Here is a 14046-nt window from a genome sequence, read left to right as displayed (position 1 = left end):
TGCCTCCGTCCGCCGCCTCACATTGTTCTCAGGGTCGGCGGTTAGCCTAGGCCCGTGCGTAGACCGCCCCAAGTCGTACTCGACGCCGTGGGCACACTCGCCCGGCTCGGCCTGGCCGCCGTCTGGTTGGTTTCCGGAGCGCTGAAGATCAGCGATCCGGGGCAGACCTACATCGCGGTCCAGGCCTTCGACGTCCTGCCGGACGGGCTCGTCCGCCCGGTCGCGATCGGGATGCCGCTCGTCGAACTGGCGCTCGGCCTGTTCCTGCTCGCCGGGTTCGTGACCCGGTGGGTGTCGGTGCTGTCGGTGCTGACGCTGGCGGTGCTCATCGCCGCGATCGCCCAATCCTGGGCGCGCGGGCTGAGCATCGACTGTGGCTGCTTCGGCGGTGGCGGTCAGATCGCCGCGGATCAGACGAGGTATCCGCAGGAGATCGCCAGGGACCTCGGGTTCGCGCTCCTGGGTGTCTGGCTGATCGTGCGGCCGCGGACCTGGCTGTCCGTGGACGGCTGGCTCGGGAACTCTCGCGCCCCCGCCGACGACGACTATGTGGGTATCGCTGAAGGGAACGAATAATCGTGGGTGGAGCTGAGCGCAACGCTCGGAAACGCAAGCAGCAGCAGACCGCGTCGCGCTCGGTGGCACAGGCCAGGGGCGTCGCGGGCGGCGACAAGAAGAAGGTCGTCGCGATCACCGTCGCGGTGGTCGTGCTCGCCGCGCTGGTGATCGGTGGCGTGATCTGGACGACGTCCAGCAAGGACAGCACCGAGGGCAAGGTGATCGGCGCGCAGCCGACCGCTTCGGCGCCCGGTGTCGTCGAGAAGCGCGAGGGGGCGGCCGTGGTCGTCGGCAAGCCCGAGGCGAAGAAGACGATCGACATCTACGCCGATTTCCTCTGTCCGGTCTGCAAGCAGTTCGAAGAGTCGTTCAAGGGACAGATCGAGGAGCAGGTGAACAACGGGACCCTGCAGGTCCGGTACCACATGCTGCCGATGCTCAACCAGCGCTCCGACCCGCCGGGCTACTCGCTGGACTCCGCCAACGCCTCGCTCGCCGCGGCCGACGCGGGCAAGTTCCTCGCCTTCCACGACGCGCTGTTCAAGGATCAGCCGGAGGAAGGCGGACGTGGGTTCGACAAGGCGCAGCTGATCAAGCTCGGGCAGGACGTCGGCATCACCGACCCGGCCTTCGCGCTCAAGGTCAACAGTGGCGCCTACGACCAGGAGATCCAGGACGCGTACACGAAGATCTCCACGGATCCGTCGCTGCAGCAGGACTTCGGCAACGGCCCCGGGTTCGGCACGCCGACCGTCACCGCGAACGGGCAGGTCGTGAAGCTGGAACAGGACTGGGTACAGAAGGTCACCGGCTAGCTTTTCCCGTGAAGGCCCCCTTCCCTCGGCTCAGCCGAGGGAAGGGGGCCTTCACGCTGTTCGGGGTCGGTGGGGCGGCCAGGTGGTAGCAAAGGTCCCTTGCTCTCTTTCCGCAGGTCAGGGGCGAGAAGCGGCGGCGACGGTCGCGAAGGCGTGTACGCGGGCCGTCTCCGCGGAGCGCGGCCAGACGAGGCCCCATTCGACGTCGGGAGAGCCGGCGAAAGGCACGAAACGGATTCGCGGGTGGCTGAAGTACTCCCGCGCGTGCGAGGCGAGCGGGCAGATGCCGGCGCCGGTGGCGATCGCGGCGAGCAGTTCCTGAAAGGTCGCGAAGGGTTTGCCCCGGGTCACGAGGTGTCCGGCCGGCGTCAGCCACTGCCGTGGCTCCTCGATCCAGTACGGCTCCGGCGGATGCGCCGCGCGATGGACGGTGTCGCGGGCGAGGTCGTCCAGGGTCACTGACTTCCGCCGCGCGAAAGGGTGCTTCGACGACACCGCGAGCACCATCGGTTCGGTGTACACGACCGGTCCGGTCAGGAGATCCGGCTCGTCGGCCGGAAGAAGGGTCGCCAGCACGTCGATCTCACCCGATCGCAGCATCGCCATCGGATCGGCGAAATCGGCTTCGCGGATGAGCAGTTCCGTGTCCGGGTAGCGCTGCCGGAAGCGGTCCAGGAGGTCTTCGATCAGGTCGGCGACGCCGGGTGCTTCGAAACCCAGCCGCAGCACGCCGCCGATCCCGCGCCCGGCCGCGATCGCGCGGTCGATGCCTTCGTGCAGTGCTCGGTAGGCGGGGCCGAGGTCGTCCCGCAGTCGTTCGCCGATCGGCGTGAGCCGGACCTGCCTGCTGGTGCGGGCGAACAGCGGCGCGCCGATCCGGCGTTCCACCTGCTTGATCGTCTGGCTCACCCGAGCCTGCGAGACGTGCAGGCGTTCGGCGGTGCGGCCGAAATGAAGTTCGTCGGCCAGCGCCAGGAAGATCTCGATATCCCGCAATTCCATAATCCCCAGGTTATCGATCCGCGCCAGTGTCGGTCAGCGGGAACCGACTTTTCCGCAGGCCTAGCGCTTTGTCATGTGTTAATTCAAGATATGAATTTACACACTTCGGCATGGGTGGTGAGGTATGAGGAAATTCGCGGTCCAACTCGCTCTGCTGTTCGTTTCGTGTCTCGCGCTGTCGTTGGCGCCGGTGACGGCACAGGCGGCACCCGCGTTCCAGGTGCTGGCCTTCTACAACGGCACCTACGACCCGGCGCACATCAGTTTCGTCAAGGAAGCCAACCAGTGGTTCCCGAAAACCGCGTCACAGCACAACTTCGGTTACACCGCGACCAATGACTGGAACCGGCTGAACTCGTTGCAGCCCTCGCAGTACCAGGTCGTGCTGTTCCTGGACGACCTGCCCCAGACCTCGGCGCAGCGTGCGGGCTTCGAGCGGTACATGAACGCGGGTGGGGCGTTCCTCGGCTTCCACGTGGCGGCGTTCACCACCAATCCGTCCACTTGGGACTGGTACCACAACCGATTCCTCGGCACGGGCGCGTTCAAGTCCAACACCTGGGGGCCGACGACGGCGACGCTGAAGGTGGAGAACCGGCCGCATCCGTCGACCACACGGTTGCCCACGACCTTCACCTCGTCGGTGAGCGAGTGGTACGCCTGGAACAGGGACCTGCGAAAGAACCCGGACATCCGGATCCTCGCCTCGGTGGATCCGGTGAGCTTCCCGCTCGGGACCGATCCGAATCAGTCCTGGTACAGCGGGTACTACCCGATCCTCTGGACCAACGCCCGGTACAAGATGCTGTATGCCAACTTCGGGCACGACAAGATGAACTACGAGACGAACCAGCCGCTTTCGTCGACCTTCGGCAGTGAGGTGCAGAACCGCTTCGTCATCGACGGTCTGCTGTGGCTCGGCGGAAGGCAAGCCGCACGAGAATGAACAGGACCAGGCAGGCCAGGTTCGCCCTATGCCATTTTTGGCGAGTGCTTCGCGGCGGACCAGGTCCGGCTGTTCCTTCAGCAGGGCAGGTCGACCGACCGGACGAGCTGGATCGTGCTGCCGGTGGCGGCTGCGGCGGCCCGCGAGTGGTAGCAAAGGTCCCTTGCTCTCCCGCGGGTGCCGTGAAGGCCTCCTTGCCTACCCTGAAGGTAGTGAAGGGGCCCTTCATGGACTCTGGGTCCCTCAAGGAGGCCTTCACGGACGGCCATCGCGGCCCGCCAGCAGTCAGGCGGTAGCAAAGGTCCCTTGCTACTCCTCGATGGCGCCGCCGACCGACCGCAGGTGCTGCCGAAACGTCAGCGAAGGCGACTTCGCGCGCTCCGCAAGAAAGTCGGCGAAGCGCACTTGCTCGCGAAGCGACTCTCCGGCGCGGATCCGCTCGGCCTGGAGGCGCTCGGTGTCGCGGATGCCCTCGGCGCGGTCCAGGACCTCATCCGCCCGGTCGGCGGGGATGAACAGGACGCCGTCCTCGTCGCCGAACACGAGGTCTTCCCGCGTCACCGTCCACTCGCCGACGACGGCCGATTCGAGCGCGTCGTCCGGGCGGGCGGAGACCGAGAGCGGACCGGTCGGGATCGAGCCGAGACTGAACACCGGCAACCCGATCTTCTTGATGTCGGCGGTGTCGCGATGCAGCCCCCAGATGACCACGCCGCTCAGCCCGGCGGCCTCGGCTTCGAGCACCGCGAGGTCTCCGACACAGCTCTCGTCGAGCCGGCCGCCGTTGTCGACGACGAGGACATCGCCGGGGTTCGCGGTTTCGTACGCCTCCAGGAAGACGTCGACGCTGCCGACGTGCCGGGCGGGGGTGACCCGCCCGGAGACGCGGCTTTCGGGCACGACCGCGTGCGTACCGGCGGGCGCGCAGCGGACCGGGACGCCGGCGCGGACGCAGCCGTCGGTCAGATGCGCGGTGGTCAGCAGGGAGAACCGCTGCCGAAGCTCCTCGGGATCCATACCCCGACCTTAGCGACACGTGCGCTAAGTAACATCCGTGCAGACCTGTATGTAAGGGGTTGATAAATACAGTCCTGTCTGTATCTTCAGTTCCAACAGCAACGACAAGGAGCGTCGTGGTGGCCAACAAGGTGTACGTCGTCGGCGTGGGCATGACGAAGTTCGAGAAGCCCGGTCGGCGCGAGGACTGGGATTACCCGCAGATGGCCAAGGAGTCGGGGACCAAGGCGCTCGAAGACGCCGGGATCTCCTTCGACGAGGTGCGGCAGGCCTACGTCGGCTACGTCTACGGCGAGTCGACCTCGGGTCAGCGGGCGGTCTACGAGCTGGGCATGACCGGGATCCCGGTCGTCAACGTCAACAACAACTGCTCGACCGGCTCGACCGCGCTGTACCTCGCCGCGGAGGCGATCCGGGGCGGCCGCGCCGACTGCGCGCTCGCGCTGGGTTTCGAGAAGATGCAGCCTGGATCACTCGGCTCGACCTACGACGACCGCGAGCAGCCGATGGGCAGGCACATCCAGGCGCTCGCGGAGATCTCCGAGGTGCTGTTCCCGCCGGCGCCGTGGATGTTCGGCGCGGCGGGCCGCGAGCACATGAAGACCTACGGCACCACCGCCGAGCACTTCGCCAAGATCGGCGAAAAGAACCACCGCCACTCGGTGAACAACCCGTACGCGCAGTTCCAGGAAAGCTATTCGCTGCAGGACATCCTGGACTCGCGGATGATCTACGACCCGCTGACGAAACTCCAGTGCTCACCGACGTCGGACGGATCGGGCGCGGCGATCCTCGCCAGCGAGTCCTTTGTGGACTCCCATGGGCTGGCGGGGCAGGCCGTGGAGATCGTCGGACAGGCGATGACCACCGACTTCGCCAGCACCTTCGACGGCACCGCGAAGAACATCATCGGCTACGACATGAACGTCCAGGCCGTGCGGCAGGTGTACGACCAGGCCGGGCTCGGCGCGGAGGACTTCCAGGTCATCGAACTGCACGACTGCTTCTCCGCCAACGAACTCCTGCTCTACGAAGCGCTGGGACTCTGCCCCGAAGGGGAAGCCGGGAAGCTCGTCGACTCCGGGGACACCACCTACGGCGGCAAGTGGGTCGTCAACCCGTCCGGCGGGCTGATCTCCAAGGGACACCCGCTCGGTGCCACCGGCCTCGCGCAATGCGCCGAACTCACCTGGCAGCTGCGCGGGACCGCGGACAAACGCCAGGTCGACGGCGTCCAGGCCGCATTGCAGCACAACATCGGACTCGGCGGCGCCGCCGTCGTCACCGCCTACCAGCGCGCCGAGCGCTGATCCGGAAAGGAAGAACCATGGGCAAGATCAGTGCCTCCGTCGAACTCCCCGCCGCCCCCGGCAAGGTGTGGGCGGAGTTCTCCAACCCCAACAACTTCGAGAAGTGGCTGACCATCCACACCAAGTGGAAGGGCGAGGTCCCGGCGGAATTCTCCAAGGGTGCGCAGGCCTCCGAGGTCGTCACGATGCTCGGGATGCCGAACACGATCACCTGGACCGTCGACGAGTTCGAGGCGCCGTCGAAGCTGGCGATCTCGGGGACCGGGATGGCCGGGGTGAAGGTCAAGTTCGAACTGTCGGTGGAGGCGTCCGGCGAAGGTTCGCTCGCCAGCATCGACGCGGAGTTCGCCGGCCAGATGATCGTCGGCGCGCTCGGCAAGGCCGTCGAGAAGGACGGCAAGAAGAACCTCGACGCCTCCCTCGAAAACTTCAAGGCGCTGGTCTCGTGACCGAGCGGTTCGACCCCGGCGGGCTCGGCAAGTGGACCGACGAGTCGCGGTTCGAGGTCACCCGCGAGCGGCTGATCGAGTACGCGAAGGCCACCAACGACCCGATTCCGGCGCATCTCGCCGGGGACGTCGCGAGCCCCGTGTTCGCGATCGTGCCGGTGTTCGAGTCGCTGATGGAACCCGCGCTCGAGGTCGTTCCGGTCGGGTTGTTCGGCCGGATCGTGCACGGAGAGCAAGAATTCCGGTTCCACCGGCCGATCCGACCCGGTGACAAGCTCGTGTCACGAGCGCGGATGACCGGATACGAAGGGCTGGAGAACGGCACGCGCGGCACCATCCACCTCGAATGCCGGACCGAGGACGGCGACCTGGTCAACGAGCAGTACGTGACCTTGTTCGTGCGCGGGTTCGACACCGGCGAGACACGCGGCGAACTCGGGCCGGAGCACAAGTTCGACGAAGCCCTGCGTTCGCAGGCACCCGTGGCGAGGGTCAGCCAGCACGTCGATGACGACCAGACCTATCGGTACGCGCCGGCCGCGGGCGACCCCATGCCCATCCATCTCGACGAAGAGGTCGCGAAGGCTTCGGGACTGCCAGGGATCATCGCGCACGGCTTGTGCACCATGGCGTTCACCTCCTGGGCACTGCTGACCGAGGTCACCGGGTCCGATGTGGACAAACTGAAACGGTTCGCCGTGCGGTTCGCCAAACCGGTGCTGCCCGGGCAGGACCTGATGACGTCCATCTGGAGCGCGGGCGGCGGAAGCTACGCCTTCGAAACCACCGTCGGCGACACGGTCGTGATCAAAGACGGCCTCGCGGAATTCGCGGAGTAGGAGCAAAAGCCATGGGAACACTCGACGGGCGGGTCGCCGTCATCACCGGCGCCGGACGTGGGATCGGCCGCGAGCACGCGCTGCTGTTCGCGCGCGAGGGCGCGAGCGTCGTGGTCAACGACCTCGGCGGCGCGAACGACGGCAGCGGCAGCGACACCGGGCCCGCACAGGAAGTCGTCGACGAGATCCGCGCGGCGGGCGGGAAGGCCGTGGCGAACACGGCCAACGTCGCCGACTGGGCGGGCGCGGAGGAACTGGTCGCGCAGGCGGTGGGCGAGTTCGGCAGGCTGGACGTCGTCGTGAACAACGCGGGCATCCTGCGGGACGCGTTCATCGCCGGACTTGAGGAGTCCCAATGGGATTCCGTGATCGCGGTGCATTTGAAGGGGCACGCGGCGGTGCTGCGGCACGCGGCCGCGTATTGGAAGAGCGCGAGCAAGGCCGGCGAGCGGGTGGCGGGTTCGGTGATCAACACCGCGTCGGCGTCCGGGACCACGGTGCCGAACGCGGGACAGGCGAACTACGGCGCGGCGAAGGCGGGCATCGCCGCGCTGACACAGGTCGCAGCCGAGGAACTGGAACGCTACGGCGTGCGGGTCAACGCGATCGCGCCGATCGCGCGCACGCGGCTCACCCTGGCGACGCCGGGCATGGGCGCGATCTTCGCGCAGGAGGTCGAGGAAGGGGAGTTCGACGCGTTCTCCCCGGCGAACATCTCGCCGCTGGTGGCCTACCTCGCGACCGAGAAATGCCCGCTCACCGGCAAGGTGTTCGCGGTGCAGGGCGGCGCGATCTCCGAACTCGCGGGCTGGCACGACGTCAAGGTGATCGAAACCGAGGCGGCCTGGGAGATCGACGACATCGCCGCGAGGCTGCCGTGATCGAGTGGTCCGAGACCGAACTGCTGATCAGGGACGCCATCCGGGAGTTCGTCGACAAGGAGATCCGGCCGCATCTGGACGCGTTGGAAAGCGGGACACTGCCGCCGTACGACATCATCCGGAAGATGTTCGCGTCCTTCGGCATCGACGCGCTCGCGCGGGAATCGGTGTCGAAACTGCTGTCGAAGGAGCGAGGGTCCGGCTCGGGTGGCGGCTTGGCGTTCGGCGGTCAGGAGGCGATGGCGCTCATCGCGGTGAGCGAACTGGCCGGGGTCAGCCTCGGCATCGTCGCCTCGCTCGGCGTGAGCATCGGGCTGACCGCGCAGACGATCCTGACCAAGGGCACGCAGGCGCAGAAGGAACGTTGGTTGCCCGGATTGGCGACGTTCGAGAAGGTCGGCGCGTGGGCGATCACCGAACCCGACTCCGGATCGGACGCGTTCGGCGGGATGAAGACGTCGGTGCGGCGCGACGGTGACGAGTACGTCCTCAACGGACAGAAGACGTTCATCACCAACGGGCCTTACGCCGACACGATCATCGTGTACGCGAAGCTCGACGACGGTTCGGACGCCCGTGATCGCCCGGTGCTGACGTTCGTGCTGGACAAGGGCATGCCCGGGCTCACGCAGGGCAAGCCGTTCAAGAAGATGGGCATGATGTCCTCGCCGACCGGCGAGCTGTTCTTCAGCGACGTGCGGCTCGGGAAGGACCGGCTGCTCGGCGAATCCGAGACGGGTCGCGACGGAGACAGCAAGGCCGAGGTGAAATCCGGGTTCGCCGTCGAGCGGATCGGCGTCGCGGCGCTGGCGCTCGGGATCATCAACGAGTGTCATCGGCTTTGCGTGGACTACGCGAAGAACCGGAAGCTGTGGGGTCAGGAGATCGGGCGATTCCAGCTCATCCAGCTCAAGCTGGCGAAGATGGAGGTCGCGCGGATCAACGTGCAGAACATGGTGTTCCAGCTGATCGAGACCCTGCGCGCGGGCAAGATGCCGACGCTGGCCGAGGCTTCGGCGATGAAGCTGTACTCGTCGGAGGCGGCCACCGAGGTGGCGATGGAGGCCGTGCAGCTGTTCGGCGGGAACGGGTACATGGCGGAGTATCGGGTGGAGCAGCTCGCGCGGGACGCGAAGTCGCTGATGATCTACGCGGGCAGCAACGAGATCCAGGTGACGCACATCGCGAAGGGGCTGCTGGGGCCGCGCGTTTAGTCCTCTGAATGCGGGGGGCGGGGGCGGCGGGGGAGCAAGGGACCTTTGCTACCGCTTGGGACTCGAGCTCTCGCGTAGCTGGATCCGGATCACGCGTGATCGGAGGCGCGACTCGCGTGATTGCGGGCGTAACTCGCGTGATTGGGGGGCGAACTCGCGTGTTTGGGGGGCGAACTCGCGTGATTGGGCGGCGAACTCGCGTGATCAGAAGGCGGACTCTTGTCGCGAGTGGGGTGTCCAGCGCGCAATGAAGGGGCCTTTCATAGCAAAATTTGCTATGAAAGGCCCCTTCATTGCGCTTGCGCTAGGGGCGCCCGAGGTGGCGGCCGCAATTAGGTGACTAAATGCGGCACGGGGGCTAGTCCCGTTCGATCAGGTGACCGACGACCTCCGGGCCGGGGTGGGCGTGGCCGGAGCCGTCGCGCCGGACGTCGACTTCGGGCAGCTCCACCGGGTCACCGGTGCGCGAGGCGCCGGCGGGACGCGGACCGATCCAGCCCACGACCAGCCGCGTCTCGCCCTTGAGGAAACGCTGCGCCCGGACACCACCGGTCGCGCGGCCCTTGGCCGGGTACTCGCTGAACGGGGTCACCTTCACGCTCGCGCCGGTCGCGGTGACGACCATCGGCTCGCCGTGTTCGGCGTCGTCGGTGCGGATCGCGCCGAAGAAGACCACTTCCGCTTCACCGCGCACGGTGATCCCGGCCATGCCGCCGCCCTTGAGGCCTTGGGGTCGCACGAGCGAAGCCGGGTAGCGCAGCAGTGACGCTTCGGACGACAGGAACGCCAGTGTCTCTTCGCCGTCGGTGAGCCAGCTGGCGCCGACGACCTCGTCGCCGTCCTTCAGGCTGATCACATCGAACTCGTCCGAGCGGACCGGCCATTCCGGCGCGCACACCTTCACGACACCGTGCTTCGTCCCGAGCGCGAGACCCGGGGAGCCTGCCGCCTGTTCGCCGAGCGGGGCAAGGCCGATGACGCGCTCGCCCTTCTCCAACGGCACCAGTTCCTTCGCGGCCATCCCGCCGCGCAGCGACACCGTGCCCGCCTGCTCGGGCAGGACCGGCAGCGGCAGCACGTCGGTCTTGAACGCGCGGCCGCGGTTCGTCACCAGAAGCACCTGACCGCGTGCCGTCGAATGGACCACCGCGGACACCGAGTCGTGTTTGACGCGGCCGTTGCGGCGCCGCACTTCCGACGCTTCCTCCGATTCCGCCGCCGTCCGCGCGACCAGCCCGGTGGCCGACAGGATCACCTGGCACGGATCGTCGGCGACCTCCAGCGGACCCGACGGCTTCGACGCGGCGAGGACCTCCTTGAGGTCACCGTCGATCAGCGCGGTGCGGCGTTCGGTGGGGTGGTCCTTGGCGACCTTGGCCAGCTCTGCCGAGACGACCTTCTTCAGCACCGACTCGTCGTCGAGGATCTTCGACAGCTCGGCGATCTCCCCGCGCAGCTTGTCCTGCTCGGCTTCGAGCTCGATCCGGTCGTACTTGGTGAGCCGCCGCAGCGGGGTGTCGAGGATGTACGTCGCCTGGATCTCCGAGAGCTTGAACCGCTTCATCAGGCCGTCCTTCGCGGCCGCGGCGTTCTCGCTGTCGCGGATCAGCTTGATCACCTTGTCGATATCGAGCAGGGCGATCAGCAGACCGTCGACCAGGTGCAGGCGCTCTTCGCGCTTGCGGCGCCGGTACCGGGTGCGGCGGGTGACGACCTCGTAGCGGTGGCTGAGGAAGACCTCCAGCAGCGCCTTGAGCCCCAGCGTCTGCGGCTGCCCGTCCACCAGCACCAGGTTGTTGATGCCGAAAGACTGCTCCAGCGGTGTGAGCCGGTACAGATCCGCGAGCAGCGCCTGCGGGTTCACCCCGACCTTGCATTCGATGACCAGCCGCGTGCCGTTCTCGCGGTCGGTGAGATCCTTGACGTCGGCGATCCCGGTGAGCCGCTTGGACTTGTTGACCTCGTCGGTGATCTTCTCGATCACCTTCTCCGGGCCGACGCCGTACGGCAGCTCGGTGACGGTGATCGCCTGGCGGCCGCGGCTGCCCTCCAGCGGCCCGGTCTCGGCGCTGGCGCGCATCCGCACGACGCCTCGGCCGGTCTCGTACGCGCGGCGCACCTCGTCGAGGCCAAGCAGCGAACCGCCGGTCGGCAGGTCGGGACCGGGGACGTACTCCATCAGCTTGTCGAGGGTGGCGTTCGGGTGGTTGATCAGCCAGCGCGCGGCGCCGATGACCTCGCTCATGTTGTGCGGGATCATATTGGTCGCCATCCCGACGGCGATCCCGGAAGTGCCGTTGACCAGCAGGTTCGGGAACGCCGCCGGCAGCACGGACGGCTCTTCGAGCGAGCCGTCGTAGTTCGGCCGGAAGTCGACGGTGTCCTCGCCGAGTTCGCCGACCAGCAGCATGGCCTCCGGTGACAGCCGTGCCTCGGTGTACCGCGAGGCGGCCGGGCCGTCGTCGGGGGAGCCGAAGTTGCCGTGCCCGTCGACCAGCGGGACGTTGAGCGAGAAGTCCTGCGCGAGCCGGACCATGGCGTCGTAGATCGCCGTCTCACCGTGCGGGTGGTACTTGCCCATCACGTCGCCGGTGACACGCGCCGACTTCACGTACGCGTGCGAAGGCCGGTAGCCGTTCTCGTTCATCGAGTGCATGATCCGGCGGTGCACCGGCTTCAGCCCGTCCCGCGCGTCCGGGAGCGCCCGCGAGTGGATGACCGAATAGGCGTACTCCAGGTACGAATCCTCGATCTCCGTCTTCAGCGAGTTGTCGAAGACGTTCGCGCCGGGCTTGTCGAACGCGGCGGGATCGACCTTGGTGGTGGTGCCCTTACGGCGTGCCATTGCTCAAAGCTCCTTGAATAGCAACGAAATCAGGCGTCGATGGCTTCGCGGTCGACCCGGTCGGAGGATTCGACCAGCCAGTTGCGGCGTGGCTCGACCTTCTCGCCCATCAACAGTTCGAGCGCGTTCTCCGCGGCTTCGACGTCGTCGAGGGTGATCCGGCGGACCGAGCGGGTGGCCGGGTTCATCGTGGTCTCCCACAGTTCGTCGGCGTCCATCTCGCCGAGACCCTTGAACCGCGGCACCGGCGTGACGATCTGCTTGCCCGCCCGTTCCAGCTCCGCGTACTTGGTCTCCATTTCCTTCTGGGTGAAGGTGAAATGGGTTTCCGGGTTGCGGCCCTTGGTGACCAGTTTGTGCAGCGGTGGCATCGCGGCGTAGAGCCTGCCGTCCTCGATCGCCGGCCGCATGTACTTGGCGAACAGCGTGATCAGCAGCGTGCGGATATGCGAACCGTCCACGTCCGCGTCGGCCATCAGGATCACCCGGCCGTAGCGCATGGTCGACAGGTCGAACGTGCGTCCGCTGCCCGCGCCGAGCACCTGCACGATCGAGGCGATCTCGGCGTTTTTCAGGGTGTCGCCGAGCGACGCCTTCTGGACGTTGAGGATCTTGCCGCGCAAGGGAAGCAGCGCCTGGTACTCCGAGACGCGCGCCATCCGCGCCGAACCGAGCGCGCTGTCACCCTCGACGAGGAACAGCTCGCTGCGGGCGACACCGGTGGTGCGGCAGTCGACCAGCTTCGGCGGCATGGCCGCGCCTTCGAGCGCGGTCTTGCGCCGGGCCGCGTCCTTCTGCTGCTTCTGGGTGAGCCGGACGCGTGCCGCGTCGACCACCTTCTGCAGCACGATCTTCGCCTCGGACTTGGTCTTGCGCTCTTCGGTCCAGGAGCGGATGTGCTTGTCGACGACGCCCTGGATGACGCGGGTGATCCCGGCGGTGGACAACTCGTCCTTGGTCTGCGAGGTGAACTGCGGCTCCGGCAGCCGGACGTGGACGACCGCCGTCATTCCTTCGAGCACGTCCTCGACGGTCGGCATGTCCTCCTTGGGCTTGAGCAGCCCGCGGGTTTTGGAAATCGCGTCCTGCAAGGCTTTCAGCACCGCGCGGTCGAAACCGCGGCGGTGCGTGCCGCCGTGCACGTTGCGGATGGTGTTGGTGAAGCACTCCACGGTGCGCTCGTAGCCGGTGCCCCAGCGCAGCGCGACCTCGATCTCCGCGTGACGCACCACATTGGACTGCATGACACCGCTGGCGTCGGCCGCGTTCTCCTTGTACGTGCCCTCGCCGTTGATGATCAGCGTGCCGCAGACGGGTTTCTCGCTGTCCGGGGCGAGGAAGTCGACCATGTCCGCGAGGCCGTTGGGGAAGTGAAAGGTCTCTTCGCTGATCGAGTCGTCGACGGCGGTGCGCAGTACGTACGTGACGCCGGGGACGAGGAACGCGGTGTTGCGCATCTTCGCGCGGACACCCTCGACGTCGAGCGCGGCCCCGCTTTCGAAGTAACGCGAGTCGTACCAGTACCGGATCGACGTGCCCGAGCGCTCGCCGCGTTTCATCTTCCCGGTGACGTTCAGCCCGGACTTGCGGGTGAACTTCGCCTTCGGGCCGGGGCCGTCGAACACGCCGGGGACGCCGTGCGCGAACGACATCTGGTGGACCTTGCCGTTCTGCTTCACCGTGACGTCGAAGCGGTGCGACAGCGCGTTCACCGCCGAGGCACCGACGCCGTGCAGGCCGCCGGAGGTCTTGTAGCCGGAGCCGCCGAACTTGCCGCCCGCGTGCAGCCTCGTCAGCACCAGCTCGACACCCGACAAACCGGATTTGGCGTGCGTGCCGGTGGGGATGCCGCGACCGTCGTCATCGACCTGGACACTGCCGTCGGCGTGCAGGGTGACCACGATCTTCGTGGCGTGACCCGCCACACCCTCGTCGGTCGAGTTGTCCACGACCTCGGAGAACAGGTGGTTGATGCCGCGGCTGTCGGTGGAACCGATGTACATCCCGGGGCGCTTGCGGACCGCTTCCAGACCCTCGAGATGCGTCAGGTCGTCGGCCCCGTACAGGGTCTCAGCAGTCACTGGGTACTTCTCCTGGAGTCATGGCTCGCGAACTAGCTCGTGGAGGTGGTGTTCAACGCGACACCGTACTGGAGGATATCCGCCCCCTC

Annotated in this window: 12 protein-coding genes; 8 read left to right on the top strand and 4 right to left on the bottom strand. The window is 67.0% G+C overall.

The annotated features are described in order from the left end of the window. The first annotated feature begins 87 nt into the window (after positions 1-87). Entirely contained in the window at positions 88-576 is a 489-nt protein-coding gene (locus tag CVV72_RS22640) for a MauE/DoxX family redox-associated membrane protein (RefSeq protein ID WP_219154062.1), read from the top strand. A 2-nt stretch (positions 577-578) separates the two neighbouring features. Continuing rightward, on the top strand, positions 579-1373 hold the full coding sequence (locus CVV72_RS22635; protein WP_219145712.1) for a thioredoxin domain-containing protein: 795 nt from the start codon (positions 579-581) through the stop codon (positions 1371-1373). Positions 1374-1490: 117 nt separating this feature from the next. Here CVV72_RS22635 and CVV72_RS22630 read toward each other — a convergent pair whose 3' ends face one another. Further along, positions 1491-2375 carry a LysR family transcriptional regulator gene (locus CVV72_RS22630; protein WP_219145711.1) on the bottom strand — a complete coding sequence of 295 codons (885 nt, stop codon included), beginning with the start codon at positions 2373-2375 and terminating at the stop codon, positions 1491-1493. A gap of 124 nt (positions 2376-2499) precedes the next feature. On the opposite strand from CVV72_RS22630, the gene CVV72_RS22625 reads away from it, so the two are divergent. Further along, positions 2500-3321 carry a ThuA domain-containing protein gene (locus CVV72_RS22625; RefSeq protein WP_219145710.1) on the top strand — a complete coding sequence of 274 codons (822 nt, stop codon included), beginning with the start codon at positions 2500-2502 and terminating at the stop codon, positions 3319-3321. 309 nt (positions 3322-3630) lie between these two features. Here the strand turns inward: CVV72_RS22625 and CVV72_RS22620 are convergent, their stop codons facing one another. Further along, positions 3631-4338: an RraA family protein gene (locus tag CVV72_RS22620; RefSeq protein ID WP_219145709.1), complete on the bottom strand. Its 708-nt coding sequence runs from the start codon at positions 4336-4338 to the stop codon at positions 3631-3633. Between the two features lie 116 nt (positions 4339-4454). Here CVV72_RS22620 and CVV72_RS22615 point away from each other — a divergent pair, with 116 nt between their 5' ends. Genes CVV72_RS22615 through CVV72_RS22595 form a run of 5 tightly spaced genes read left to right on the top strand, consistent with a single transcriptional unit; the run spans position 4455 to position 9031 of the window. Next, the gene (locus CVV72_RS22615) at positions 4455-5648 is read left to right on the top strand and encodes a lipid-transfer protein (RefSeq protein WP_219145708.1); all 1194 of its coding nucleotides are present in this window, start codon (positions 4455-4457) and stop codon (positions 5646-5648) included. 17 nt (positions 5649-5665) lie between these two features. Then, entirely contained in the window at positions 5666-6097 is a 432-nt protein-coding gene (locus tag CVV72_RS22610; protein WP_219145707.1) for an SRPBCC family protein, read from the top strand. Further along, a complete protein-coding gene (locus CVV72_RS22605) occupies positions 6094-6936 on the top strand; it encodes a MaoC/PaaZ C-terminal domain-containing protein (protein ID WP_219145706.1) in 843 nt (280 codons plus the stop codon). Before CVV72_RS22610 ends, CVV72_RS22605 begins: the two co-directional genes overlap by 4 nt. A gap of 11 nt (positions 6937-6947) precedes the next feature. Then, positions 6948-7817, top strand: a complete 870-nt coding sequence (locus tag CVV72_RS22600) for an SDR family oxidoreductase (protein ID WP_219145705.1) — start codon at positions 6948-6950, stop codon at positions 7815-7817. Then, positions 7814-9031: an acyl-CoA dehydrogenase family protein gene (locus tag CVV72_RS22595; RefSeq protein WP_219145704.1), complete on the top strand. Its 1218-nt coding sequence runs from the start codon at positions 7814-7816 to the stop codon at positions 9029-9031. Before CVV72_RS22600 ends, CVV72_RS22595 begins: the two co-directional genes overlap by 4 nt. A 358-nt stretch (positions 9032-9389) precedes the next feature. Here CVV72_RS22595 and CVV72_RS22590 read toward each other — a convergent pair whose 3' ends face one another. Next, complete coding sequence (locus CVV72_RS22590; RefSeq protein WP_219145703.1) at positions 9390-11876, bottom strand: DNA topoisomerase (ATP-hydrolyzing) subunit A; 2487 nt, start codon at positions 11874-11876, stop codon at positions 9390-9392. A gap of 29 nt (positions 11877-11905) precedes the next feature. Further along, a complete protein-coding gene (locus CVV72_RS22585) occupies positions 11906-13957 on the bottom strand; it encodes a type IIA DNA topoisomerase subunit B (protein ID WP_219145702.1) in 2052 nt (683 codons plus the stop codon). Positions 13958-14046 lie beyond the last annotated feature (89 nt).

This window comes from Amycolatopsis sp. TNS106, from assembly GCF_019330265.1.
Taxonomy (GTDB): Bacteria; Actinomycetota; Actinomycetes; order Mycobacteriales; family Pseudonocardiaceae; genus Amycolatopsis; species Amycolatopsis lurida.
Note: the sequence above shows the minus strand (reverse complement) of the source record. Positions and strands in the feature narration are given on the sequence as shown.